Origin of the sequence: Staphylococcus haemolyticus, from assembly GCF_006094395.1 — a bacterium.
Lineage (GTDB): Bacteria > Bacillota > Bacilli > Staphylococcales > Staphylococcaceae > Staphylococcus > Staphylococcus haemolyticus.
The window spans coordinates 2354377-2380733 of the sequence record NZ_CP035291.1 but is presented as its reverse complement, the minus strand read 5'-3'; the positions used below and the strand labels follow the sequence as shown (position 1 = coordinate 2380733).

16 protein-coding genes, 1 tRNA gene, 3 rRNA genes and 1 other RNA gene are annotated in these 26357 nt (G+C 37.4%); 18 read left to right on the top strand and 3 right to left on the bottom strand.

Annotated features, from left to right (window positions below):
- Positions 1 to 19: 19 nt before the first annotated feature.
- The 3 genes from EQ029_RS11490 to gltC all read right to left on the bottom strand — a co-directional run bounded on the left by EQ029_RS11490 (position 20) and on the right by gltC (position 2939).
- The gene (locus EQ029_RS11490; protein WP_011276792.1) at positions 20 to 814 is read right to left on the bottom strand and encodes a YibE/F family protein; all 795 of its coding nucleotides are present in this window, start codon (positions 812 to 814) and stop codon (positions 20 to 22) included.
- A complete protein-coding gene (locus EQ029_RS11485) occupies positions 811 to 1893 on the bottom strand; it encodes a YibE/F family protein (protein WP_172458794.1) in 1083 nt (360 codons plus the stop codon). Before EQ029_RS11485 ends, EQ029_RS11490 begins: the two co-directional genes overlap by 4 nt.
- A 158-nt stretch (positions 1894 to 2051) precedes the next feature.
- On the bottom strand, positions 2052 to 2939 hold the full coding sequence (gltC, locus tag EQ029_RS11480) for a glutamate biosynthesis transcriptional regulator GltC (protein WP_029376673.1): 888 nt from the start codon (positions 2937 to 2939) through the stop codon (positions 2052 to 2054).
- Between the two features lie 163 nt (positions 2940 to 3102).
- Here gltC and gltB point away from each other — a divergent pair, with 163 nt between their 5' ends.
- The 18 genes from gltB to EQ029_RS11390 all read left to right on the top strand — a co-directional run bounded on the left by gltB (position 3103) and on the right by EQ029_RS11390 (position 26087).
- Positions 3103 to 7623 carry a glutamate synthase large subunit gene (gene gltB, locus EQ029_RS11475; RefSeq protein WP_046309772.1) on the top strand — a complete coding sequence of 1507 codons (4521 nt, stop codon included), beginning with the start codon at positions 3103 to 3105 and terminating at the stop codon, positions 7621 to 7623.
- An 18-nt stretch (positions 7624 to 7641) separates the two neighbouring features.
- A complete protein-coding gene (locus tag EQ029_RS11470; protein WP_016931209.1) occupies positions 7642 to 9105 on the top strand; it encodes a glutamate synthase subunit beta in 1464 nt (487 codons plus the stop codon).
- A 112-nt stretch (positions 9106 to 9217) separates the two neighbouring features.
- Positions 9218 to 9310: transfer RNA gene (locus tag EQ029_RS11465), tRNA-Ser, on the top strand.
- Positions 9311 to 9525: 215 nt separating this feature from the next.
- On the top strand, positions 9526 to 10974 hold the full coding sequence (gene treP, locus EQ029_RS11460) for a PTS system trehalose-specific EIIBC component (RefSeq protein ID WP_011276787.1): 1449 nt from the start codon (positions 9526 to 9528) through the stop codon (positions 10972 to 10974).
- Positions 10975 to 11067: 93 nt separating this feature from the next.
- A complete protein-coding gene (gene treC / locus EQ029_RS11455; protein WP_011276786.1) occupies positions 11068 to 12702 on the top strand; it encodes an alpha,alpha-phosphotrehalase in 1635 nt (544 codons plus the stop codon).
- A gap of 32 nt (positions 12703 to 12734) precedes the next feature.
- Positions 12735 to 13460 (top strand): trehalose operon repressor, encoded by a 726-nt coding sequence (gene treR, locus EQ029_RS11450; RefSeq protein ID WP_011276785.1) that lies wholly within the window; start codon positions 12735 to 12737, stop codon positions 13458 to 13460.
- A 90-nt stretch (positions 13461 to 13550) separates the two neighbouring features.
- Positions 13551 to 13820, top strand: an RNA gene (ffs, locus tag EQ029_RS11445) — signal recognition particle sRNA large type.
- A gap of 305 nt (positions 13821 to 14125) precedes the next feature.
- Positions 14126 to 14653, top strand: coding sequence for a GNAT family N-acetyltransferase (locus tag EQ029_RS11440; RefSeq protein WP_011276784.1), 528 nt, complete (start codon positions 14126 to 14128; stop codon positions 14651 to 14653).
- A 68-nt stretch (positions 14654 to 14721) separates the two neighbouring features.
- Entirely contained in the window at positions 14722 to 16437 is a 1716-nt protein-coding gene (gene dnaX / locus EQ029_RS11435) for a DNA polymerase III subunit gamma/tau (RefSeq protein ID WP_011276783.1), read from the top strand.
- 152 nt (positions 16438 to 16589) lie between these two features.
- On the top strand, positions 16590 to 16907 hold the full coding sequence (locus EQ029_RS11430; protein WP_001213992.1) for a YbaB/EbfC family nucleoid-associated protein: 318 nt from the start codon (positions 16590 to 16592) through the stop codon (positions 16905 to 16907).
- Between the two features lie 6 nt (positions 16908 to 16913).
- Positions 16914 to 17510 (top strand): recombination mediator RecR, encoded by a 597-nt coding sequence (gene recR / locus EQ029_RS11425; RefSeq protein WP_011276782.1) that lies wholly within the window; start codon positions 16914 to 16916, stop codon positions 17508 to 17510.
- 510 nt (positions 17511 to 18020) lie between these two features.
- Positions 18021 to 19571 (top strand): 16S ribosomal RNA (locus tag EQ029_RS11420).
- A 338-nt stretch (positions 19572 to 19909) separates the two neighbouring features.
- A 23S ribosomal RNA gene (locus tag EQ029_RS11415) occupies positions 19910 to 22831 on the top strand.
- A 71-nt stretch (positions 22832 to 22902) separates the two neighbouring features.
- A 5S ribosomal RNA gene (rrf, locus tag EQ029_RS11410) occupies positions 22903 to 23017 on the top strand.
- The 16S, 23S and 5S rRNA genes sit together here, the layout of an rRNA operon.
- A gap of 199 nt (positions 23018 to 23216) precedes the next feature.
- Positions 23217 to 23747: a GNAT family N-acetyltransferase gene (locus EQ029_RS11405; protein WP_057504766.1), complete on the top strand. Its 531-nt coding sequence runs from the start codon at positions 23217 to 23219 to the stop codon at positions 23745 to 23747.
- 23 nt (positions 23748 to 23770) lie between these two features.
- Positions 23771 to 25111, top strand: coding sequence for an aminotransferase class I/II-fold pyridoxal phosphate-dependent enzyme (locus tag EQ029_RS11400; protein ID WP_016931269.1), 1341 nt, complete (start codon positions 23771 to 23773; stop codon positions 25109 to 25111).
- Between the two features lies 1 nt (position 25112).
- Positions 25113 to 25724, top strand: coding sequence for a dTMP kinase (gene tmk, locus EQ029_RS11395; RefSeq protein WP_011276779.1), 612 nt, complete (start codon positions 25113 to 25115; stop codon positions 25722 to 25724).
- Positions 25725 to 25757: 33 nt separating this feature from the next.
- Complete coding sequence (locus tag EQ029_RS11390; protein WP_011276778.1) at positions 25758 to 26087, top strand: cyclic di-AMP receptor DarA; 330 nt, start codon at positions 25758 to 25760, stop codon at positions 26085 to 26087.
- Positions 26088 to 26357 lie beyond the last annotated feature (270 nt).

Here is a 26357-nt window from a genome sequence, read left to right as displayed (position 1 = left end):
TAAGTTAGTTTTTTAAATTTTAATCCGTAGATTGCGAAGAAATTTCAGAATGCTTTTGATTAAATTTAGGGTGTTTAATTAATAAAGCTGTAATCCATGCCGTAATCGGGATACTAATCGCTACGGCAATTCCACCTAGTAAGATTGAAATAAATTCTTGGGCAAATATTTTTGAGTTGATGATATGTCCGAAAGAATAATGTAATTGGAAAAACCAAAAGAATAATGTCAATTGACCACCAAAATAAGCTAAATATATCGTATTGGCAGAAGTTGCTAGAATTTCTCTACCTACACGCATGCCTGATTGGAACAATGCCTTACGTGAAAGGGTGGGGTTAGTTTCATTAAGTTCATACATTGGAGAACTTATAGTTATGGTTAAGTCGATGACTGCTGCAATTACTGCTAAAATGACTGTAAATACTGAGAATTGAACCATATCAATACCGATATTCATTGAAAAAATATATGTTTCGTCTTGTTGTTCCGTAGTAAAGCCTTGTAAGTGACCGATACTTATTGATAGATAAATACCAACTATTAAGAGAATGGTAGTAATTATTGTAGCAATAAAAGCTGCTTTGGTCTTAATGTTATAACTATTTAAAATAAATAAGTTACATGCGGCAATGACAATGCAAAAAACTAGTGAAACTAGGTAAATAGGTGTTCCAAATAAGATGAACACAATACTAATTAGCAAGATAATAAAATTTAAAAATAATGTTAAGTATGAGATTAAGCCTTTTTTACCGCCAAAAATGAGCATTAAAATTAATAAAATTAGTGCTAGTAGGACGACTGCATTCATCTTGTCACACCCTTCCATTTCATCCACATAACCATCAAACTAATTGTAATTGGAATCGTTAGAACGATACCAATACCACCAGTTAAAGCACGAGCAATTTCTAAAGACCAGTTCATCGAAATCGTATACGTAAATGTGTTAGCATTTTTTAAATAAATCAAGAACATCGGTAGACTTCCTGATAAGTAAGAGAAAAGTAAAATGTTCGTCATTGTACCCATAATATCCTGTCCTATATTACGACCTGCTAAAGCCCAACGTGATAAAGAAATGTTAGGCGTACGTTGTAATATTTCATACATACCGCTTGATATTGTAATAGCAACATCCATCACTGCACCTAATGATCCTATAAGTACAGAAGCTAAAAATATATCTTTAGGTGGCAGCGTTAAAAAACTCATTGTTTCATATTTAATACCAGCACCATTGGTGAACTGAATAATAATTTGAGTGATACCAATACATAAAAATGTGCCTAATAACGTACCGACTGTTGTAATCCAAGTGCGCATGTGCCAACCAGTGACGAGCAATAACGTGACAATGGTGGAGAAAATGATTGCCACACTCATCAAAATGAATAGATTAGTAGATGGATGTTTATCATGAATTGCAATAGCTATCAAGATAGCACCAGTGTTAAAGATTAGTGACAGAATAGATTGTAAGCCTACATTACGTCCTACTAGTAAGAGAGACATAATGAATATACCTGCGATTGCTACAGTTAAGCTATCGCGTTTTTTCTCTAAGATAGTTGCATCTTTAGGACTATTTTGAATATGCATTAGCACCTTGTTATTTTTGCTAAAGTGCTCTGAATCTGCTTGAGATTTAACATATGTATTGTCTATCGTAGTTGATTCACCTTTAAATTTTCCATTTAATATCTTTATTGTTAAATGCTGTTTGTATTTAAAATCTGTATTATGTTGCTCATCAACAACCTTTTGAGCGTTACTTGTTTCTACATGAGTAACTTTACCGATAGGTGTATTGTAGAAACTAGCATTGAAAAACGTAAAGATAAAAGCACCGATAATAAGTACACCAATTAGAACTATGATGCGATTCATCAAGCGATGACTAGAATTGTTGCGTTTTTGTGCATTCATTAGTTTAACCCTCATTTATAAATCAAATTCTATCCTTAATTAAGTCAGAGTGATTATACGCCCCTCAGCGTCATTATTCAAATAGTATCCATTTAATTATCGAATACCTCTTTATAACATTAGTGGTATGTAGATACTTTGCTTAAAAGTTGATGTATTAAATTCGATAAATTAAGTATATCAACCTTTTTATTATCCTTTTTAAAGACGACGCAAAATGATCGTTTTAATTCTGTATGGCCTAACGAAATATCACATAATTCATCTTGATCATTATCTAAAGATAAATAATCTGGCAAGATAACATAACCACGTTGATGTTTAAGTAAATAATTCGCTAAAGATTTAGAACCAACTATATTAACTGGCAGCTTTAAAGTGTGCTGTAAACGACTTTCAATTGTCGATGCCAAAGGTTTTAAAGTGAATAGTTGTGTTTTGGCAAATTGTGTTAGCGGAGGATTAATCGATAAAGCAATGACGTCATCTTTAGGTACATAAATATGATATGTTTCCTCAAATAATGGTTTTAATGATAGATTAGTATTCTTCTGAAGTTCGGCGTTAATTTCAACTAGGCCAATGTCTATTTTGCCATTATAAAGTGCCTCGGAAATATCAGATGATGACATAATATGAGGAACGATGATGCTATCATATTGTCGTTCAAATGCTTGGATGATCGCAGTAATCATTTGAGAGATATAGCTTTCCTCAAAACCAATATTCAGAACGTGTGCATTTTTATGATTTGTTTGTTGAAATAACGCTATCGTTTCATCTAATTGCTCTAAAATTTGAGTAGCTTGATTGAGTAAAGCTTTACCATGTGAGGTTAAATGAATATTTCTCCCTTGTCTATTGAATAACGTTACTTGCAATTCTTGTTCTAATAATGTAATTTGCCGACTTATTGCAGATTGGGCTATGTTCAACTCAAGTGCTGCTTCAGAGATGTGTTCTCTACGTGCTACTTCTACAAAATATTTTAATTGTTTAATTTCCATATACATGCCCCTTCCAACTTTTCAAATTTACCTATTATTATTAACTGTTCTAATTATTAGAATAAAGTCATCTAATTAATATATTGTTCAGATAAATATTTTACATTATATTAATTATTATTAACAGTAAATTTTCTGAAAATTCTCAAAAGGAGTGGGCATCATGTTTGATGAAAGATTAAAAAGAGGATTATACGATTACCGTGAGGAACATGATGCATGCGGTATTGGGTTTTACGCAAACATGAATAATTTAAGGTCACACGATATCATCGAAAAATCACTTGAAATGTTACGCCGTCTTGATCATCGTGGTGGAGTTGGCGCAGATGGTATAACAGGTGATGGTGCAGGTATTATGACCGAAATACCATTTCAATTTTTTAAAGCACATGTCAATTTAGACTTACCTAACGAGGGAGACTATGCGGTAGGTCTTTTTTTCTCTAATGAAAAGATTCAAGGTACGAAACATGAAACGCAATTCAATGACTACTTTCAAAGTGAAGGTTTAAAGGTAATTGGCTATCGTGATGTGCCTGTCGATGTTAATGCAGTGGCACCTCATGTTGCGTCTACGATGCCACACATTCAACAAGTGTTTATTGATATTAGATTAATTGAAACACCCGCTAAACCATTGTATATAGCGAGAAAGCAAATAGAGCAATATGCAGAACGACAAGATTTAGGGCTTTATTTCACAAGTTTATCGCATAAGACAATTGTTTATAAAGGTTGGTTACGTTCAGATCAAATTAAGAAACTATATCTAGATTTAAATCACGAAGACTATCAATCTAAACTAGGACTTGTTCATTCAAGATTTAGTACGAATACGTTCCCGAGTTGGAAGCGTGCGCATCCAAACCGATTATTAATGCACAATGGTGAAATTAATACGATTAAAGGTAATGTGAATTGGATGAGAGCGCGTCAAAGACAATTAATTCAAACATTATTTGGCGAAGAACATACTAAAATTCAAAACATTGTTGATGAAGATGGAAGTGATTCAGCGATTGTAGATAACGCGTTGGAATTTTTATCGTTGGCAATGGAACCTGAAGAAGCAGCGATGTTGCTTATTCCTGAACCATGGTTATACAACAAAGAAAATGACGACAATGTTCGTGCGTTCTATGAGTTTTATAGCTATTTAATGGAACCATGGGATGGACCAACAATGATTTCATTCTGTAACGGAGATAAAATTGGTGCCTTAACTGACCGAAATGGATTACGACCAGGTCGTTACACAATTACAAAAGATAATTTTATTGTTTTTTCATCTGAAGTAGGTGTAGTAGATGTACCTGAAGTCAATGTTGCTTATAAAGGGCAGCTCAATCCTGGGAAGTTGCTACTCGTAGATTTTGACTCTCATAAAGTGGTTGAAAATAATGAATTAAAAGCTCGAATTGCCAATCAATATCCTTACAAAGAATGGTTGGATAACCACAAAGTGGACCTAAACTTAGAAGGACAAACCTATCACCAACCTTTATTAAATAGTGAGACATTATTTGAATTACAGCGTCAATTTGGATATACGAAAGAAGATATCTATAAATATATGGCTGAATTAGTAAAAGGTAAGAAAGATCCAATTGGTGCTATGGGCTATGATGCGCCACTCGCAGTATTAAATGAAAGACCAGAATCTTTATTTAATTACTTTAAACAATTATTTGCACAGGTAACTAACCCACCTATTGATGCTTATCGCGAAAAGATAGTAACAAGTGAATTATCTTACTTAGGTGGAGAGGGGAATTTGTTCCATCCTGATGAAACAGTATTAGATCGTATTCAATTAGCAAAGCCTGTCTTGACTTTAACTCAATTAGATAAGATAAAACAGAGTAAGTTTAACGTGAAACACTTATCTACACTATATCAAGATAACCTTAAAGAGGCATTGGAAAGACTGGGTGAAGCGGCGATACAAGCTACTCGAGATGGTCATACTATATTAGTTCTTGATGATAGTGAACTTATTGATAATGATGATGAAAGTAAATTGAAAGAACAACGCTACGCTATGCCAATACTATTAGCTATCAGTCATATTCATCAGTTATTAATCAGAGAAGGTCTACGTATGGATACTAGTTTAGTGGCATTATCTGGAGAAACACGTGAAGTTCATCATGTAGCGTGTTTATTAGGTTATGGTGCAAATGCTGTTATTCCATATTTAGCTCAACATACCATTGCACATTTAACTGAAACACATCGTTTAGAAGGCACCGTTTCCGATAACGTTGAAACTTATACACGTGTGCTATCAGAGGGTGTTATTAAAGTAATGGCGAAGATGGGTATCTCTACTGTTCAAAGTTATCAAGGTGCTCAAATCTTTGAAGCGGTTGGTCTATCTCAAGAAGTCATTGATGACTATTTCACTGGAACACAGTCTAAGTTATCAGGGCTAAGCATTCAACAAATTGATACTGAAAATAAAATGCGTCAACAAAGACATAATGAGTACCTAGATTCAGGAAGTGTCTTCCAATGGCGACAACAAGGTCAACATCATGTGTTTAATCCTACAACAATTCATTTGTTACAACATGCATGTCGTGAGAATGATTATACACAGTTTAAAACTTTTTCGAATGCTATTCATGAGCAAAGAAATGATCATCTACGCGATTTATTAGAATTCAAAGCACAGCAGTCGATTCATATTAGTGAGGTTGAGTCAGTAGAAAGCATTGTTAAACGGTTTAATACGGGTGCAATGAGTTATGGTTCTATTTCTGAAGAAGCACATCAAACATTAGCACAAGCTATGAATAAAATTGGTGGTAAAAGTAATAGTGGCGAAGGTGGAGAAAATCCTAAACGTTATGAAATACAAGAAGACGGTACTGTGTTATCAAGTGCTATCAAGCAAGTGGCTTCAGGCCGTTTTGGTGTGACTAGTAATTATTTACAACATGCAAAAGAATTACAAATTAAAGTTGCTCAAGGTGCTAAGCCGGGAGAAGGAGGACAGTTACCGGGCACAAAAGTATATCCTTGGATTGCTGAAACACGAGGTTCAACGCCAGGTATCGGATTGATTTCACCTCCACCTCATCATGATATTTATTCAATTGAAGACTTAGGACAACTTATTCATGACTTAAAGAATGCAAACAGAAGTGCTGATGTAGCAGTTAAATTAGTTTCGAAAACAGGTATTGGAACCATTGCATCTGGTGTTGCTAAAGCATTTGCAGATAAAATCGTCGTGAGTGGATATGACGGTGGTACAGGCGCATCGCCTAAGACGAGTATTCAACACGCCGGGTTACCTTGGGAACTTGGTTTAGCTGAAACGCATCAAACATTGAAATTAAATCATTTACGTAGTCGTGTTCGTTTAGAAACAGATGGAAAGTTGATGACAGGTAGAGATGTTGCGCTAGCATGTGCACTAGGTGCCGAAGAATTTGGATTCGCGACTGCACCATTAGTTGTTTTAGGGTGCATCATGATGCGCGTTTGTCATAACGATACATGTCCAGTAGGTATCGCGACTCAGAACAAAGATTTAAGAGCGTTATTTAGAGGTAAGGCTGACCACGTTGTTAACTTTATGCATTTCATAGCTGAAGAGTTAAGAGAGGTCTTAGCATCCTTAGGAATAAGAACAGTTGAAGAATTGGTTGGACGTACCGACTTGTTACAACGCTCAAGTCGAATTGATGAACAATCAAAAGCAGCAACACTAGACATTGAGAAGTTATTGGATTCAGATGATGGCCCTAACTCAAAAGAAATTAATCAAAATCATCATTTAGATATAGGTTTCGATTTAAATTATCTATATAAAGATGCTAAACAAAGTATTGAGGATGGAAAATTATTTAAAGGGAATTATGTGATTAATAATGAACAACGAGATGTAGGTGTTATCACAGGAAGTTACATTACTCAGTGTCACGGTATTAAAGGGTTACCAGAGGGGACAATTGTAGCTAAAACACATGGTCATGCTGGACAAAGTTTAGCGGCATTCGCACCATCAGGATTGTTAGTCCAACATACAGGTGATGCAAATGATTACGTTGGTAAAGGGTTATCAGGTGGTACTGTTGTGATTAAGGCACCAAATAAACAACGCGAACGTGAAATTATTGCTGGGAATGTATGTTTCTATGGTGCTTCAAAAGGTAAAGCCTTTATTAATGGTAGTGCTGGCGAACGTTTTTGTATTAGAAACAGTGGTGTTGATGTAGTAGTAGAAGGTATCGGTGATCATGGTTTGGAATATATGACTGGAGGACATGTAGTCAATTTAGGAGATGTAGGTAAGAACTTCGGTCAAGGTATGAGCGGAGGCGTTTGTTACGTATTTCCAAGTAATCTCGAATTATTCAAACGTAAAAACCAATTACCAACCCTAGCTTTTGAGAGAGTGACACACAAAGAGGAGAAAGCGTTACTTAAAACAATGTTAGAGGAACATTATCGTTATACACAAAGTACAAAAGCAGCGTCAATTTTAAATGATTTTGAACATGTGGCAGACAAAGTTATTAAAGTGATTCCAAAAGATTATGAACTAATGATGCAAAAAATTGAATTACAAAGTCGTCATTTGCCACAACTTGATGATGCTAAACTGGCAGCATTCTATGATGAACGCACGACAATTGAACAAGAATTACAGCCAGCAGTTATTTATTAAAGAAAGGAGAGGTCTGTTATGGGTGAGTTTAAAGGATTTATGAAATATGAAAAGCAATCATTATCTGAACTGTCTTTAGTTGAACGTCTGAAAAATCACGATGCGTTTCAACAACGCTTTTCACGTGATGAAGCATCTGTTCAAGGCGCACGATGTATGGATTGTGGGACACCATTCTGTCAAACAGGTCTTCCTTTCGGTAGAGAAACCATTGGTTGCCCTATTGGTAATTACGTTCCTGAGTGGAATGATTTGGTTTATCGCCAGGATTTCAAAGCTGCATATCAACGTTTAAGTGAAACAAATAATTTTCCTGAATTTACAGGACGTGTTTGTCCTGCACCTTGCGAACAATCTTGTGTCATGAAGATTAATCGTGAATCAGTCGCAATTAAAGGGATAGAACGCACGATTATTGATGAAGCATATGATAATGGTTGGGTTAAACCTAAATATCCTAAGCAACGGTTAGAACAATCTGTAGCGATTGTTGGGAGTGGTCCTGCAGGCCTCTCTGCAGCTGAAGAGCTCAATTACATGGGTTATCAAGTGACGGTGTTTGAAAGAGCCGCAGAAGCGGGTGGTTTATTAATGTATGGAATTCCCAATATGAAATTAGATAAGGATGTTGTACGTCGCCGTATTACACTGATGACAGAAGCAGGTATTACATTTAAAACGAATACCAACATTGGTGTGGATATCTCACGCGAAGAATTAGAACAGACATATGACGCTATTATCTTATGTACAGGAGCTCAAAAAGCACGTGACCTGCCATTAGAAGGACGTATGGGTCAAGGTATTCACTTTGCTATGGATTATTTAACCGAGCAGACTCAATTACTAAATGGTGAAATTGACGAACCAACTATTACGGCTAAAGGAAAAAATGTAATCATCATAGGTGCTGGTGATACTGGCGCGGATTGTGTTGCTACTGCCTTACGTGAAAATTGTAAGTCAATTGTCCAATTTAACAAATATACAAAAGCACCTGAAGAAATTGCGTTTGAAAGTAATACGTCGTGGCCACTTGCATTACCTGTTTTCAAAATGGATTATGCTCATAAAGAATATGAAGCACGTTTTGGTAGAGAGCCTCGCGCTTATGGTGTTCAAACTATGCGATATGATGTTGATCATATTGGTAATGTTCGTGGTGTATATACACAAATCTTAGAGGAAACACCAGAAGGAATGGTTGTCGTAGATGGTACTGAAAGACATTGGCCAGCAGATCTTGTTCTTTTATCGATAGGCTTCGAAGGTACCGAACCTACAGTACCAAGATCTTTTGATATTGCTACCCAACAAAATAAAATCATCGCCAACGATAAAGATTATCGCACTAATAAAGAAAAAATATTTGCCGCTGGGGATGCGAGAAGAGGTCAAAGTCTTGTAGTTTGGGCGATTAAAGAAGGACGTGCTGTTGCTCAATCTGTCGATAAATTCTTGAAACAAAAGGTATTCGTGTAAGTTACTTTAAAAATAAGATAGTAATGAAAATAAAATGGATAATTTTACATTTTAAACTTAAAAGTAATTGACTTCCGATGAACCGTGGTATATGATATTTATTGTGTTCATTGGAGGAATACCCAAGTCCGGCTGAAGGGATCGGTCTTGAAAACCGACAGGGCCTTAACGGGCCGCGGGGGTTCGAATCCCTCTTCCTCCGCCATTATAATTAAAATCCAAGACTAATAAATATAAAAAAGACAAGTACTCAATTTATAACATATTGAGTACTTGTCTTTTTTAGGCTCTATAATAAATTGGACTGATGACTAAAAATCATCAGTCCAATTTTTATGTTTGAATACAAAAATGAAAGCCTTTACAAAACTTGTCTAGACAAGTTATACTTGAGCTATTATAAACAAGGGAGTGAAGGGTTTGGCTGTAAAAAGAAAGGACGTGCAGGACATCGTCAGAGCAATTGGTGGGAAAGAAAATATTGATACTGCAACACATTGTGTTACTCGATTGCGTTTAGTGTTAAAAGATGACAATAAAGTTGATAAAGATGCACTAGATGACAATACGCTTGTCAAAGGCCAATTTAAAGCGGATAACCAATACCAAATTGTTATTGGGCCTGGTACTGTAGACGAAGTATATAAGCAATTTATTCAAGAAACGGGTGTAGAAGAATCGTCAAAAGATGATGCAAAAGCTGCTGCATCGAAGAAAGGTAATCCGTTACAACGACTTATAAAATTATTGGGAGATATTTTTATACCAATTTTACCGGCATTAGTTACAGCGGGTCTTTTAATGGGGATTAATAATTTACTTACCATGAAAGATTTATTTGGTCCTAAACCACTTGTGGAACAGTTTCCACAGTTGGGTGATATATCAAATATTATTAACGTAATTGCAAGTACAGCATTTATCTTCTTACCAGCTTTAATTGGTTGGAGTAGTATGAAAGTGTTTGGTGGCAGTCCTATTTTAGGACTGGTACTAGGACTTATTTTGATGCATCCACAATTAGTTTCACAATACGATATTGCTAAAGGACATATTCCGACATGGAATCTTTTTGATTTAGAAATTAAGCAATTAAATTATCAAGGTCAAGTGTTGCCTGTTTTAATTGCGGCCTATGTCTTATCACTCATTGAGAAAGCATTAAATAAAGTTGTTCATGATTCTATTAAAATGTTGGTTGTTGGTCCAGTAGCGCTACTCGTAACAGGTTTTTTAGCGTTTATTATTATTGGTCCGATTGCACTTGCAGTAGGTACAGGTATAACTGGAGCAGTACAATTTGTCTTTGAACACGCTGGTTGGTTAGGCGGTGCACTTTATGGTTTCTTCTATGCACCACTTGTTATTACGGGATTACACCATATGTTCTTAGCAGTAGATTTCCAATTAATGGGTAGTAAATTAGGTGGTACATATTTATGGCCTATCGTTGCGATTTCTAATATTTGCCAAGGTTCTGCTGCTTTTGGAGCATGGTTTATTTATAAACGACGTAAAATGGTAAAAGAAGAAGGTTTAGCATTAACTTCAAGTGTATCAGCATTTTTAGGTGTTACAGAGCCTGCAATGTTTGGTGTAAACTTACCGTTAAAAGTACCTTTCTTCGCTGCTATTTGTACATCAAGCGTTTTAGGTGCCATTATTGGCGCTAATAAGGTGTTAGGTAGTGTTGGTGTAGGTGGTGTTCCAGCATTCATATCAATCCACAGTGAATTTTGGTTCATTTATATACCAGTCACACTACTTGCTATGGTGATACCAGCTATCTTGACAATCATCTTTGCAAGATTTACAACAATTAAAGCTAAAAAAATGGTGGCAACGCCAGACGAAACTGTAGCGAAATAATTAATACAATTAAAGACGTTCAAACTTCACATATTAAGTGTTTGAGCGTCTTTAATGCATATTAAACTATAATTAAATGGAAGGTGGCTATCTATGGCACATAAAGATTGGAAGAAATCGGTAGTTTATCAAATTTATCCTAAATCATTTAACGATACTACAGGTAATGGTGAGGGCGATATAAATGGTATTATTGAAAAGTTGGACTATATTCAATATTTAGGCGTCGATTATATTTGGCTGACGCCTGTTTACGAATCTCCAATGAATGATAATGGGTATGATATTAGTAATTATTTAAAAATAAATGAACGCTTTGGTACATTGGAAGATTTTGAAACTTTAATAAGCGAAGCGCATAAGCGTGATTTAAAAGTCATGTTAGATATAGTTATTAATCATACGTCTACAGAACACCAATGGTTTAAAGAAGCGATTAGTTCTAAAGATAATCCTTATCGAGACTATTATTACTTCAAGCCTTCTCAAGATGGCCCTCCAACTAATTGGGAATCTAAGTTTGGTGGAAATGCTTGGCAATATGATGAGAAGACGGATGAATATTATTTACATTTATTTGATGTTACACAAGCAGATTTAAATTGGAATAATGAAAAGGTTAGACAATCTTTATATGAGGTTGTTAATCATTGGATTCAATTTGGTGTAGATGGTTTCCGCTTTGATGTAATTAATCTTATTTCAAAAGGCGAATTTAAAGATTCACCACAAATTGGTAAAGAATTTTATACTGACGGTCCACGTGTACATGAATATCTCCATGAACTTAATCGTCATACATTTGGTGATAAAGATATGATGACGGTAGGAGAAATGTCTTCTACAACAATTGATAATTGTATCAATTATACAAGACCAGATCGACAAGAGTTAAGTAGTGTCTTTAATTTTCATCATTTAAAAGTAGATTATGTCGATGGAGAAAAGTGGTCGAACGCTAAATTAGACTTTTTAAAATTAAAAGAAATATTGATGGATTGGCAAATTGGAATATTTGAAGGTGGAGGATGGAATGCGATTTTCTGGTGTAATCATGATCAGCCACGCGTTGTTTCTCGTTTTGGCGATGATTCTACAGAAGAGAATCGTCAAGCAAGTGCTAAAATGTTGGCAATCGCATTACACATGTTGCAAGGAACACCTTATATCTATCAAGGTGAAGAAATTGGCATGACAGATCCACACTTTGATTCTATTCAACAATATCGGGATGTCGAGTCGCGTAATGCTTACGATAATCTAATGCAACAAGGTATTGATGAAAGTGAAGTTCTAACAATTTTAGGTCAAAAATCACGTGACAATTCTAGAACACCTATTCAATGGACATCAGAGAAACAAGCAGGTTTTACTTCAGGTACGCCATGGATTGATATTCCTAACAATGCAGAACACATTAATGTAGAAGCGGCAATCGAAGATACTACCTCTGTACTACACACGTATCGCGAACTTATCAAATTACGTCATGAACACGATATCATCACATATGGTGATATCGAGCCGATGTATATGGAACATCCACAGTTATTCATTTATCGTCGAAATTATGACAACCAAACGTGGCTAGTCATTGCTAACTTTTCAAAAGAAACAATAAAATTACCTGAAGACCTTTATAGTGAGGGGACGACGATAATTCAAAGCGGTACAATAGAAAATGGTGAAATATCTCCATTTGGTGCAGTAGTGATTAATGTTCAATAAAAGGTAAATAGATTGATGTAATGGAGAAACAAATGGCAACACAAAAATTCATAACAATATATGAACAACTTAAACAACGAATACATGAGGGTGAATACACATACGGACAACAGCTACCTTCAGAACATGAATTATTAACGCTGTACGGAGCGTCACGTGAGACTGTTAGAAAAGCATTGGATTTATTAGCAAATGATGGCATGATTCAAAAAATTAGGGGTAAGGGGTCCGTTGTAATAGATCAAGGTATTACGGAGTTTCCGTTCTCAGAATTGATTAGCTTCAAAGAAGTGCAAGAGGAACTTGGTCTCAAGCATGAAACGGAAGTGCTCATTAACGAATTGGTTAAAGCAAGCTCAGTTCTTCATGTTAAAAAACAATTGAATATTAGTAATGATGATGTACTAATCCATGTAGTACGCACGAGAAACGTCAATCAAAAGGTCAAAATTTTGGATGAAGATTACTTTTTAACTTCAATAGTGTCCAATATTTCGGATTCAGTAGCAAAAGATTCTATATATCATTACTTAGAAACGCAATTAGGATTAGATATCAGTTATTCAAGTAAGTCGATTACCTTTGAGCCTTTTACTGAAAGAGAATATAATGTTTTTGGGAAAATACAACCGCCATATACCGCAACAGTGAGAAGTGTCGTTTATTTAAAAAATACGATGCCATTCCAATACAATGTGTCGAAGCATTTAGCGACAGAGTTTAAATTCCAAGAATTTTCAAGACGACACAAATTATAAGATGAAATTGTACTGGTTTCGATTCATTGAATTACTAATTGAAACTTTACGCTTGCAATCGGAAGAAAGTTTATAGTATTATAAAATGTACCGTGCTAGGTGGGGAGGTAGCGGTTCCCTGTACTCGAAATCCGCTTTATGCGAGACTTAATTCCTTTGTTGAGGGTGTGTTTTTGTGAAGTCTGCCCGAAGCACGTAGTGTTTGAAGATTTCGGTCCTATGCAATATGAACCCATGAATCATGTCAGGTCCTGACGGAAGCAGCATTAAGTGGATCCTCATATGTGCCGTAGGGTAGCCGAGATTTAGCTGTCGACTTCGGTAACGTTTGTGATACACACTCGATTCGAAGGTGCACGGTTTTTAAATTTTTAAAGTAACCGAGACAAATAAAATTTTAAATATAAATTTAAGTGAGGAGTAGGACAGTAATCTTTATGAATTCATTGTTCTGCCCTGGCAAGATTGACTAAAATTAAAAATGCTTGTTATAAGTGTAGTTTTAATTTAGTCAACTACTACCAATATATAATTGTAGCCTGAGACATTGATTTTGTCCCAGGCTCGTTTTTTGTATAGAATATGTATGAATGAGTATAAAATGGGAAAATGGTTTGTTCGAACATAAAATGGGGAACGCTTGGACTAATCAAAGGGGTGTCAATATGCGACTGTTCTTAAGTACATTAACTGAAATGGATTATATTGAAACATTAAATAAGATTGAATCAAGTTACGATGACAAAGGTCAGGGTGTTGGTCAAAAGCAAAGAGAACTCATTTCAAGACTACGCAGAGCATTAAACTATAATTATGAACTTGAAGTGATTGCAAAAAATGAAGCTGGCGATATTATAGGGCACATCATGCTCAGTGAAATTAATTTAAAAGCGGATGACCAACGTTACAAAGCTTTGGAACTAGCTTCTCTTATAGTAGATAAACCATATCGTAATGAGGGATTAGGTAAAGCTTTAGTTCAAGCTGTTGAAGAACGTGCTAAATCTCAACATTATACGACTATTGTTGTGGGATGTTGCCCGGCATATTTCGAAGAATTAGGTTATGAACCGGCGGACAAACATAATATTTTTTCAAAAGAAACCAATCCATCCGCTTTGCGTGTGAAATTCTTATGGGATCAACTGGATGAATACCCCCATGGCATTGTGCAAGATGCTGATATGACTTAATAAATTCATTGAAACTTAGATGATAATGCGTGATATAATGTAGAGTAATTGTTAACGGAGGTGCGGATGTGAATTATCAAGCTTTGTATCGAATGTTTAGACCCCAAAGTTTCCAAGATGTTGTGGGTCAAGAACATGTAACTAAGACGTTACGTAACGCCATTTCCAAAGGTAAACAGTCTCATGCCTATATCTTTAGTGGACCTCGTGGGACTGGTAAAACTAGTATTGCTAAAGTATTTGCTAAAGCGATAAACTGTTTAAATCCTCAAGACGGTGAACCATGTAATGAATGTGCGATTTGTAAAGGCATTACTCAAGGTACGAATGGTGATGTTATCGAAATTGATGCTGCGAGTAATAATGGTGTAGATGAGATTCGGAATATTAGAGATAAAGTGAAGTATGCACCTAGTGAATCGAAATATAAAGTGTATATTATTGACGAGGTACATATGCTAACAACTGGGGCTTTTAATGCGCTATTAAAGACGCTTGAAGAACCACCAGCACACGCCATATTTATCCTTGCTACAACTGAACCACACAAAATCCCGCCTACAATTATTTCGCGTGCACAACGATTTGACTTCAAAGCGATTGGTACTGAACAAATTACTGATCGTTTACGCTTTGTCGCTGAAGAACAACAGTTAGATTATGATAATGAAGCACTTGAGTTTATTGCGAAAGCATCTGAAGGTGGAATGCGAGATGCATTAAGTATCATGGACCAAGCTATCGCATTTGGTGATGAGCACCTTACGCTACAAGACGCATTAGACGTAACAGGTAGTGTAGATGAAGCGGCTTTAAATGAATTATTTAAAGATGTCATTGATGGTAATGTTAAAAATGCATTTACACGCTATCATCAATTTATTTCTGAAGGAAAAGAAGTTAATCGTCTTATAAATGACATGATTTATTTTGTTCGCGATACAATTATGAATAAAACTGTAAATAATCACGCTGAATTTGATGCGTTAATGAATTTTGATTTAGACATGCTCTATCATATGATTGATATTATTAATGATACATTAGTTTCAATACGATTTAGTGTAAATCAAAACGTTCATTTTGAAGTGCTATTAGTGAAAATTGCTGAAATGGTGAAATCACAACCTGATACCGTTACTAATGTAGCAACGACTCAAGTTGCATCCCAACCTAACAACGAAGTGTTATTGCAACGTATGGAACAATTAGAAAATGAACTGAAAACACTTAAAGCACAAGGTATTGCTCAAGCAAGTTCCAAACAACAATCATCACAATCAAACACACGTGGCAAACGTCAGAATAAAGGCACATTTTCAATGACGAATATTGCTAAGGTATTAGACGAAGCAAATAAAGAAGACATTCAATTATTGAAGAAACATTGGCTAGAAGTAGTAGACTATGCGAAAAAGAATGATAAAAAATCATTAGTAAGTTTATTGCAAAACTCAATCCCTGTAGCTGCTAGTGAAAAAAGAGTATTAATTCAGTTTGATGAAGAAATTCACTGTGAAATTGTTAACAGAGATGATGAGAAACGAACTAGCATTGAAAATGTAGTGAGAAATATTATTAATAAGAATGTTGAAGTAGTTGGGGTTCCTTCAGATCAGTGGATGAGAGTACGAACAGAATATATTAATAGTAGAAAGCAGCACGATAAAGAAGAAAATCAAACGCCATCTAATGAAGGAGAAGAACAACAAGACACTGATGTAGCACAGAAAGCACGTGATTTATTTGGAGAAGAAACAGTTCATTTAATAGACGAAGAATAGAATTTATTTTATGAATAGAATGAACTTACTTTAGCTAGCGAATTGTCGAAATGGGTCATGAAACAGAGATACATGACAATAAATATAAACGTATGTATAATAAAATATAAATTAAAAGATAATGTCGATACATTCAAGGAGGAAATGATATTATGCGCGGTGGCGGAAATATGCAACAAATGATGAAACAAATGCAAAAAATGCAAAAGAAAATGGCTCAAGAACAAGAAAAATTAAAAGAAGAACGCATTGTAGGCACAGCTGGTGGTGGCATGGTAGCAGTTACAGTTACTGGTCATAAAGAAGTTGTAGATGTTGAAATTAAAGAAGAAGCAGTAGATCCAGATGATATTGAAATGCTACAGGATTTAGTTTTAGCAGCAACAAATGAAGCGATGAACAAAGCGGACGAATTAACTCAAGAACGTTTAGGTAAGCATACACAAGGCTTAAACATTCCGGGAATGTAATTAAAGATGCATTATCCAGAACCGATATCTAAATTAATAGATAGTTTCATGAAACTGCCAGGCATTGGTCCCAAGACGGCTCAACGTCTGGCATTTCATACTTTAGATATGAAAGAAGACGATGTAGTCCAATTTGCTAAAGCCTTGGTAGATGTTAAACGTGAGCTTACCTATTGTAGTGTATGTGGACATATAACTGAAAACGACCCTTGCTACATTTGCGAAGATAAGCAACGTGACCGTTCAGTTATATGTGTGGTCGAAGATGATAAAGATGTTATTGCAATGGAGAAGATGAGAGAATACAAAGGTCTCTATCATGTATTGCATGGATCTATCTCCCCGATGGATGGCATTGGGCCTGAAGATATTAATATCCCAACTTTAATAGATAGATTAAAAGATGAAGAGGTTAAAGAATTAATATTGGCAATGAATCCTAATTTAGAAGGTGAATCAACAGCAATGTATATATCTAGATTAGTGAAACCTATTGGAATTAAAGTAACTAGATTAGCTCAAGGACTTTCAGTAGGTGGAGATTTAGAATATGCAGATGAAGTTACTTTATCTAAAGCAATAGCCGGAAGAACAGAAATGTAAAATAAGGTCGCTATTTACAAATTGTCAGTAAATATAGCTATTACAGTTATATTTCGATTTGTAATAGCGATTTTTTAATTTATCTTAAAAAAATCGTAATTTTTTTAAAGTTTGTTATTTGAGTGAATAAAATGTTGAATATAGGGTAATACATTCCGAATTCGGTCTAAAGACGAACAAAAATTTAATTAAAGCTATATTTAGTCCGTTTATTAGGGTGTAATATAGATTTTTAATTATTGCTAGTGTAATTTTTACCGTTGTCAAAACGACTGAAAGCCTGTATAGTATATATTTGTTGAGCGAAACAAATCAACGAACATTAAAACACTTCAAAAATTAATAAAAAAGTTGTTGACTTTAAAGTTAATAGCGAGTATAATTAATTCTTGTGGTAATAAAAATGAACATTGAAAACTGAATGACAATATGTCAACGTTAATTCCAAAACAGTAACTTAAATGTTACAAACACTATTTAGTATTATGAGCTAATCAAACATCATAAATTTTTATGGAGAGTTTGATCCTGGCTCAGGATGAACGCTGGCGGCGTGCCTAATACATGCAAGTCGAGCGAACAGACAAGGAGCTTGCTCCTTTGACGTTAGCGGCGGACGGGTGAGTAACACGTGGGTAACCTACCTATAAGACTGGGATAACTTCGGGAAACCGGAGCTAATACCGGATAATATTTCGAACCGCATGGTTCGATAGTGAAAGATGGTTTTGCTATCACTTATAGATGGACCCGCGCCGTATTAGCTAGTTGGTAAGGTAACGGCTTACCAAGGCGACGATACGTAGCCGACCTGAGAGGGTGATCGGCCACACTGGAACTGAGACACGGTCCAGACTCCTACGGGAGGCAGCAGTAGGGAATCTTCCGCAATGGGCGAAAGCCTGACGGAGCAACGCCGCGTGAGTGATGAAGGTCTTCGGATCGTAAAACTCTGTTATTAGGGAAGAACATACGTGTAAGTAACTATGCACGTCTTGACGGTACCTAATCAGAAAGCCACGGCTAACTACGTGCCAGCAGCCGCGGTAATACGTAGGTGGCAAGCGTTATCCGGAATTATTGGGCGTAAAGCGCGCGTAGGCGGTTTTTTAAGTCTGATGTGAAAGCCCACGGCTCAACCGTGGAGGGTCATTGGAAACTGGAAAACTTGAGTGCAGAAGAGGAAAGTGGAATTCCATGTGTAGCGGTGAAATGCGCAGAGATATGGAGGAACACCAGTGGCGAAGGCGACTTTCTGGTCTGTAACTGACGCTGATGTGCGAAAGCGTGGGGATCAAACAGGATTAGATACCCTGGTAGTCCACGCCGTAAACGATGAGTGCTAAGTGTTAGGGGGTTTCCGCCCCTTAGTGCTGCAGCTAACGCATTAAGCACTCCGCCTGGGGAGTACGACCGCAAGGTTGAAACTCAAAGGAATTGACGGGGACCCGCACAAGCGGTGGAGCATGTGGTTTAATTCGAAGCAACGCGAAGAACCTTACCAAATCTTGACATCCTTTGACAACTCTAGAGATAGAGCCTTCCCCTTCGGGGGACAAAGTGACAGGTGGTGCATGGTTGTCGTCAGCTCGTGTCGTGAGATGTTGGGTTAAGTCCCGCAACGAGCGCAACCCTTAAGCTTAGTTGCCATCATTAAGTTGGGCACTCTAAGTTGACTGCCGGTGACAAACCGGAGGAAGGTGGGGATGACGTCAAATCATCATGCCCCTTATGATTTGGGCTACACACGTGCTACAATGGACAATACAAAGGGCAGCGAAACCGCGAGGTCAAGCAAATCCCATAAAGTTGTTCTCAGTTCGGATTGTAGTCTGCAACTCGACTACATGAAGCTGGAATCGCTAGTAATCGTAGATCAGCATGCTACGGTGAATACGTTCCCGGGTCTTGTACACACCGCCCGTCACACCACGAGAGTTTGTAACACCCGAAGCCGGTGGAGTAACCATTTGGAGCTAGCCGTCGAAGGTGGGACAAATGATTGGGGTGAAGTCGTAACAAGGTAGCCGTATCGGAAGGTGCGGCTGGATCACCTCCTTTCTAAGGATATATTCGGAACATCTCGTAGAGATGAGGAATAACGTGACATATTGTATTCAGTTTTGAATGTTTATTTTAAACATTCAATAACTAAATGAAAATTGCATTCAAAATTATATTTTGATATACTATTTTGATGTGATTGTTTGTTTGTTGATTGTACATTGAAAACTAGATAAGTAAGTAAAATAGATTTTACCAAGCAAAACCGAGTGAATAAGAGTTTTAAAAAAGCTTGAATTCATAAAATATAATCGCTAGTGTTCGAAAGAACACTCACAAGATTAATAACAGGTTTCTTAAGATTAGAACTCACGTTCTAATATGGTGGAAACATAGATTAAGTTATTAAGGGCGCACGGTGGATGCCTTGGCACTAGAAGCCGACGAAGGACGTTACTAACGACGATATGCTTTGGGTAGCTGTAAGTAAGCGTTGATCCAGAGATTTCCGAATGGGGGAACCCAGCACGAGTTATGTCGTGTTATCGACAAGTGAATTCATAGCTTGTCAGAAGGCAGACCCGGAGAACTGAAACATCTTAGTACCCGGAGGAAGAGAAAGAAAAATCGATTCCCTGAGTAGCGGCGAGCGAAACGGGAAGAGCCCAAACCAATAAGCTTGCTTATTGGGGTTGTAGGACACTCTATACGGAGTTACAAAGGAATATATTAGACGAATCATCTGGAAAGTTGAATCAAAGAAGGTAATAATCCTGTAGTTGAAAATATATTCTCTCTTGAGTGGATCCTGAGTACGACGGAGCACGTGAAATTCCGTCGGAATCTGGGAGGACCATCTCCTAAGGCTAAATACTCTCTAGTGACCGATAGTGAACCAGTACCGTGAGGGAAAGGTGAAAAGTACCCCGGAAGGGGAGTGAAAGAGAACTTGAAACCGTGTGCTTACAAGTAGTCAGAGCCCGTTAATGGGTGATGGCGTGCCTTTTGTAGAATGAACCGGCGAGTTACGATCTGATGCAAGGTTAAGCAGGAAATGTGGAGCCGTAGCGAAAGCGAGTCTGAATAGGGCGTTGAGTATTTGGTCGTAGACCCGAAACCAGGTGATCTACCCATGGTCAGGTTGAAGTTCAGGTAACACTGAATGGAGGACCGAACCGACTTACGTTGAAAAGTGAGCGGATGAACTGTGGGTAGCGGAGAAATTCCAATCGAACTTGGAGATAGCTGGTTCTCTCCGAAATAGCTTTAGGGCTAGCCTCAAGTGATGATTATTGGAGGTAGAGCACTGTTTGGACGAGGGGCCCCTCTCGGGTTACCGAATTCAGACAAACTCCGAATGCCAATTAATTTAACTTGGGAGTCAGAACATGGGTGATAAGGTCCGTGTTCGAAAGGGAAACAGCCCAGACCACCAGCTAAGGTCCCAAAATATATGTTAAGTGGAAAAGGATGTGGCGTTGCCCAGACAACTAGGATGTTGGCTTAGAAGCAGCCATCATTTAAAGAGTGCGTAATAGCTCACTAGTCGAGTGACACTGCGCCGAAAATGTACCGGGGCTAAACATATTACCGAAGCTGTGGATTGTCCGTAGGACAATGGTAGGAGAGCGTTCTAAGGGCGTTGAAGCATGATCGCAAGGACATGTGGAGCGCTTAGAAGTGAGAATGCCGGTGTGAGTAGCGAAAGACGGGTGAGAATCCCGTCCACCGATTGACTAAGGTTTCCAGAGGAAGGCTCGTCCGCTCTGGGTTAGTCGGGTCCTAAGCTGAGGCCGACAGGCGTAGGCGATGGATAACAGGTTGATATTCCTGTACCACCTAGCATCGTTTTAATCGATGGGGGGACGCAGTAGGATAGGCGAAGCGTACGATTGGATTGTACGTCTAAGCAGTGAGATTGAGTGTTAGGCAAATCCGGCACTCTTAAGATTGAGCTGTGATGGGGAGAGGAAATTGTTTCCTCGAGTCGTTGATTTCACACTGCCGAGAAAAGCCTCTAGATAGATAATAGGTGCCCGTACCGCAAACCGACACAGGTAGTCAAGATGAGAATTCTAAGGTGAGCGAGCGAACTCTCGTTAAGGAACTCGGCAAAATGACCCCGTAACTTCGGGAGAAGGGGTGCTCTTTAGGGTGCAAGCCCAGAAGAGCCGCAGTGAATAGGCCCAAGCGACTGTTTATCAAAAACACAGGTCTCTGCTAAACCGTAAGGTGATGTATAGGGGCTGACGCCTGCCCGGTGCTGGAAGGTTAAGAGGAGTGGTTAGCTTCTGCGAAGCTACGAATCGAAGCCCCAGTAAACGGCGGCCGTAACTATAACGGTCCTAAGGTAGCGAAATTCCTTGTCGGGTAAGTTCCGACCCGCACGAAAGGCGTAACGATTTGGGCACTGTCTCAACGAGAGACTCGGTGAAATCATAGTACCTGTGAAGATGCAGGTTACCCGCGACAGGACGGAAAGACCCCGTGGAGCTTTACTGTAGCCTGATATTGAAATTCGGCACAGCTTGTACAGGATAGGTAGGAGCCTTTGAAACGTGAGCGCTAGCTTACGTGGAGGCGCTGGTGGGATACTACCCTAGCTGTGTTGGCTTTCTAACCCGCACCACTTATCGTGGTGGGAGACAGTGTCAGGCGGGCAGTTTGACTGGGGCGGTCGCCTCCTAAAAGGTAACGGAGGCGCTCAAAGGTTCCCTCAGAATGGTTGGAAATCATTCATAGAGTGTAAAGGCATAAGGGAGCTTGACTGCGAGACCTACAAGTCGAGCAGGGTCGAAAGACGGACTTAGTGATCCGGTGGTTCCGCATGGAAGGGCCATCGCTCAACGGATAAAAGCTACCCCGGGGATAACAGGCTTATCTCCCCCAAGAGTTCACATCGACGGGGAGGTTTGGCACCTCGATGTCGGCTCATCGCATCCTGGGGCTGTAGTCGGTCCCAAGGGTTGGGCTGTTCGCCCATTAAAGCGGTACGCGAGCTGGGTTCAGAACGTCGTGAGACAGTTCGGTCCCTATCCGTCGTGGGCGTAGGAAATTTGAGAGGAGCTGTCCTTAGTACGAGAGGACCGGGATGGACATACCTCTGGTGTACCAGTTGTCGTGCCAACGGCATAGCTGGGTAGCTATGTATGGACGGGATAAGTGCTGAAAGCATCTAAGCATGAAGCCCCCCTCAAGATGAGATTTCCCAACTTCGGTTATAAGATCCCTCAAAGATGATGAGGTTAATAGGTTCGAGGTGGAAGCGTGGTGACACGTGGAGCTGACGAATACTAATCGATCGAAGACTTAATCAATTTATTTCAATGTTTTGCGAAGCAAAATCATTTACTTACTATCTAGTTTTGAATGTATAATCATTCTCTTGTCTGGTGACAATGGCAAGGAGGTCACACCTGTTCCCATGCCGAACACAGAAGTTAAGCTCCTTAGCGCCGATGGTAGTTGGATTTACGTTCCGCTAGAGTAGGACGTTGCCAGGCAAATCGTATGAATGCGATGAGCCGATATCGAGACCGAAAGGTCTCTTTTTTTATGCACAAAAACAAAACCGAAGGTTTAATGAAATCAATAAATCAAAATGTAGTAGCTTTACGAAGAGTAAGTGTTTAAAACTAAAGTATTGAGTTACTTTACTTAGTTAAATCGCTTGTCTACACTGTAATTAAAGGAGTGCTAAGAATGAAAATTAGAGCGTTAGAAGAAACAGATTTACAATTTGTACATCATCTCAATAACGAATACACGATTATGTCTTACTGGTTTGAAGAACCGTATGAATCATTAAGTGAGTTAAAAACGTTATATCAAAAGCATATTTTAGATGAATCAGAGAGAAGATTCATTATTGAAGACGATCACACGTCTATCGGTGTTGTAGAACTAGTGGAAATTAACTTTGTACATAGAAATTGTGAAATTCAAATTATTATAGATTCACAATTTGGAAATAAAGGCTATGCTAAAAAAGCATTTAAAATGGCAATTGATTATGCCTTTTTAGTCTTGAACCTGAATAAAGTTTATTTATATGTGGATGTGAATAATGAAAAAGCAGTGCACATATATAAAAAAGCAGGTTTCATTATAGAAGGTGAATTAAAAGAACATTTTTATACTCAAGGAAAGTATAAAGATTGTTATGTCATGGGACTATTGAAAACAAAGTGGATTGAGCAACGCAATGGTGATGATTTATCGCAAGTGCGCTAAACAATTAAGAAAGTGTGTATAATATGGAACTTCCAATTTTTCATAAATTATCTCAATTGATTAATGAAAATGCTATTTCATTACATGTACCTGGTCACAAAAATGGAACAATCGGTAATGTAAAAAATTTGGACTTTAAAATGGACATGACTGAAATCACAGGGCTTGATGATTTACATCACCCTGAAGATATCATATTAAAAAGTATGCAACATATTCATAAACACCCGGACTATGACGCATATTTCTTAATTAATGGAACAACCTCAGGAATTTTATCAGTGATACAGTCATTTTCAAAATTAAAAGGAAATTATTTGATTAGTCGTAATGTGCACAAATCAGTCTTTCATGGATTGGATATTGTACAGCAACCTGCTGATATAATAGCAATGACTAAGAGTAATGATAGTAGTCAATATTTAGGTCCAGACACACAAAGTATGACATTTAATAATCAGAAGTTAGCTATTGTAACCTATCCAAACTATTATGGTGAATGCTTTGATATCAGAGCATTTGTAGATAGAGCACATCGTGAAGCTATACCAGTATTAGTTGATGAGGCACATGGTGCACATTTTAATTTAAAAAACTTTCCAAAGTCTGCACTTGAAAGTGGCGCGGATTATGTTGTGCAGTCTTATCACAAGACATTGCCCGCACTCACGATGGGATCTATGTTGTTTATTCATAAAGATGCGCCATTGAAAGATGAAATAGTGCGATATCTAGGATACTTTCAGACTTCTAGTCCTTCATATTTAGTGATGGCCAGTCTTGAGCTAGCACATCAATTTTATGTTGATTACGATAGTACGCTATTTTTTGAGAAAAGAAAGAAACTTATTGATACGCTAAATATGACTGGATTAACTACTATTTGTGTAAGTGATCCTTTAAAATTATTAATTCAGTATCAAGGGTATTCTGGATTTGAAATACAAACATGGTTTGAACAAATGGGTATATACGTTGAATTAGCTGACGACAAGCAAGTTTTATTTGTATTGCCGTTATGGCATGAGGACGATAAGTATCCATTTGAAACACTATTAAACAAAATCACAAAAATCAACCTACCATGTCCATTGTCAACTAAACAATCAACATCAATACATATACCGTTAGATGAAGGTACATACTTCCCACAAGATAGTGGCAACGTAACATGGGTTGATATTGATCAATCGATGGGTAAGAAATTAGCAATGCACATCATAACATATCCGCCGGGTATCCCTGTTTATTTAAAAGGGGAAAGAATAACCAAAAATATGATAAAATTAATGCGAGAATATCTTCAAAAAGGCGATAGAGTTGAAGGTATAAAACAAGAAAAAATATTAGTTAAGGATGAATAAAATGTCGGCGTTTATAACATTCGAGGGTCCTGAAGGTTCAGGTAAGACAACTGTATTGCAACGTGTGTCTGAAAAGTTAGCTCAGGATTATCAGTTGATTGCTACCAGAGAACCTGGAGGAGTACCAACTGGTGAAGAAATACGTAAGGTAGTATTGGAAGGGGCAAATATGGACATACGTACAGAAGCAATGTTGTTTGCTGCTTCTAGAAGAGAACACCTAGTAGAAAAAGTTGTGCCCGCGTTAAATGATAATAAAATTGTTTTATGTGATAGATATATTGATAGTTCTCTTGCATATCAAGGTTATGCAAGGGGTATAGGTATTGAAGAAGTGAAGCAATTAAATGATTTTGCAATAAATGGTCTTTATCCAGATTTAACCATTTATTTAGATATTACGGCAGAAGTCGGTAGAGATAGAATACTTAAAAATCAACGAGATCAAAATCGGCTTGATAAAGAAGATATTGCATTTCATGAGAAGGTGATTGAAGGATATCGACAAATCATTCAAGAAACACCTCAGCGTTTTGCAGTGGTAGATGCGACACGTAATATTGATGATGTAGTCAATGAAACTTATGAGATAATCTTAAATTTTTTAAAATAATTATGATATAATAACAAGAAGAGGTGTTTTAAGATGAAAATGATTATAGCGATCGTTCAAGATCAGGATAGTCAAGAACTGTCAGACCAACTCGTAAAAAATAACTTTAGAGCTACAAAATTAGCAACTACTGGTGGATTTTTAAGAGCAGGTAACACTACTTTCTTATGTGGTGTAGATGATGACCGTGTAGATGATATTTTATCAGTCATTGATCATACTTGCGGTAATAGAGATCAACTTGTTTCACCAATGACACCAATGGGTGGTAGTGCAGATTCTTACATACCATATCCTGTTGAAGTGGAAGTAGGAGGCGCTACAGTATTTGTAATGCCAGTCGAATCATTCCATAGATTTTAACATTTAAAACTAATGAATAATGAAATTAAGACACCTTAGATGAATAAACAATATTCGAGGTTGGGACATTATGGCTTATGCTCTGGAACACTGATAGACGGTGTTTGAAGGCAGATTTAGCAAACTTATTTGCAACATTTTAAGTTGTAGAGAAGCTCGATTCGACAAAATTTGAAATATAATTTTGCTAATCGGTAAGTTTGCATAAATTCTAAATGCTTTGGTCCTAACCTCTTTTATATTATAAAGTTGAATAAGGAGTAAGCAAGC

Excerpts from the sequence above, each read along its gene's own strand:
- EQ029_RS11390 (WP_011276778.1), top strand. The coding sequence starts at position 25,758 with ATGAAAATGATTATAGCGATCGTTCAAGATCAGGATAGTCAAGAACTG.
- gltC (WP_029376673.1), bottom strand. The coding sequence starts at position 2,939 with ATGGAAATTAAACAATTAAAATATTTTGTAGAAGTAGCACGTAGAGAA.
- gltB (WP_046309772.1), top strand. The coding sequence starts at position 3,103 with ATGTTTGATGAAAGATTAAAAAGAGGATTATACGATTACCGTGAGGAA.
- EQ029_RS11430 (WP_001213992.1), top strand. The coding sequence starts at position 16,590 with ATGCGCGGTGGCGGAAATATGCAACAAATGATGAAACAAATGCAAAAA.
- treC (WP_011276786.1), top strand. The coding sequence starts at position 11,068 with ATGGCACATAAAGATTGGAAGAAATCGGTAGTTTATCAAATTTATCCT.
- EQ029_RS11490 (WP_011276792.1), bottom strand. The coding sequence starts at position 814 with ATGAATGCAGTCGTCCTACTAGCACTAATTTTATTAATTTTAATGCTC.
- EQ029_RS11405 (WP_057504766.1), top strand. The coding sequence starts at position 23,217 with ATGAAAATTAGAGCGTTAGAAGAAACAGATTTACAATTTGTACATCAT.
- tmk (WP_011276779.1), top strand. The coding sequence starts at position 25,113 with ATGTCGGCGTTTATAACATTCGAGGGTCCTGAAGGTTCAGGTAAGACA.
- recR (WP_011276782.1), top strand. The coding sequence starts at position 16,914 with ATGCATTATCCAGAACCGATATCTAAATTAATAGATAGTTTCATGAAA.
- treR (WP_011276785.1), top strand. The coding sequence starts at position 12,735 with ATGGCAACACAAAAATTCATAACAATATATGAACAACTTAAACAACGA.
- EQ029_RS11485 (WP_172458794.1), bottom strand. The coding sequence starts at position 1,893 with ATGAATCGCATCATAGTTCTAATTGGTGTACTTATTATCGGTGCTTTT.
- EQ029_RS11470 (WP_016931209.1), top strand. The coding sequence starts at position 7,642 with ATGGGTGAGTTTAAAGGATTTATGAAATATGAAAAGCAATCATTATCT.
- EQ029_RS11440 (WP_011276784.1), top strand. The coding sequence starts at position 14,126 with ATGCGACTGTTCTTAAGTACATTAACTGAAATGGATTATATTGAAACA.
- EQ029_RS11400 (WP_016931269.1), top strand. The coding sequence starts at position 23,771 with ATGGAACTTCCAATTTTTCATAAATTATCTCAATTGATTAATGAAAAT.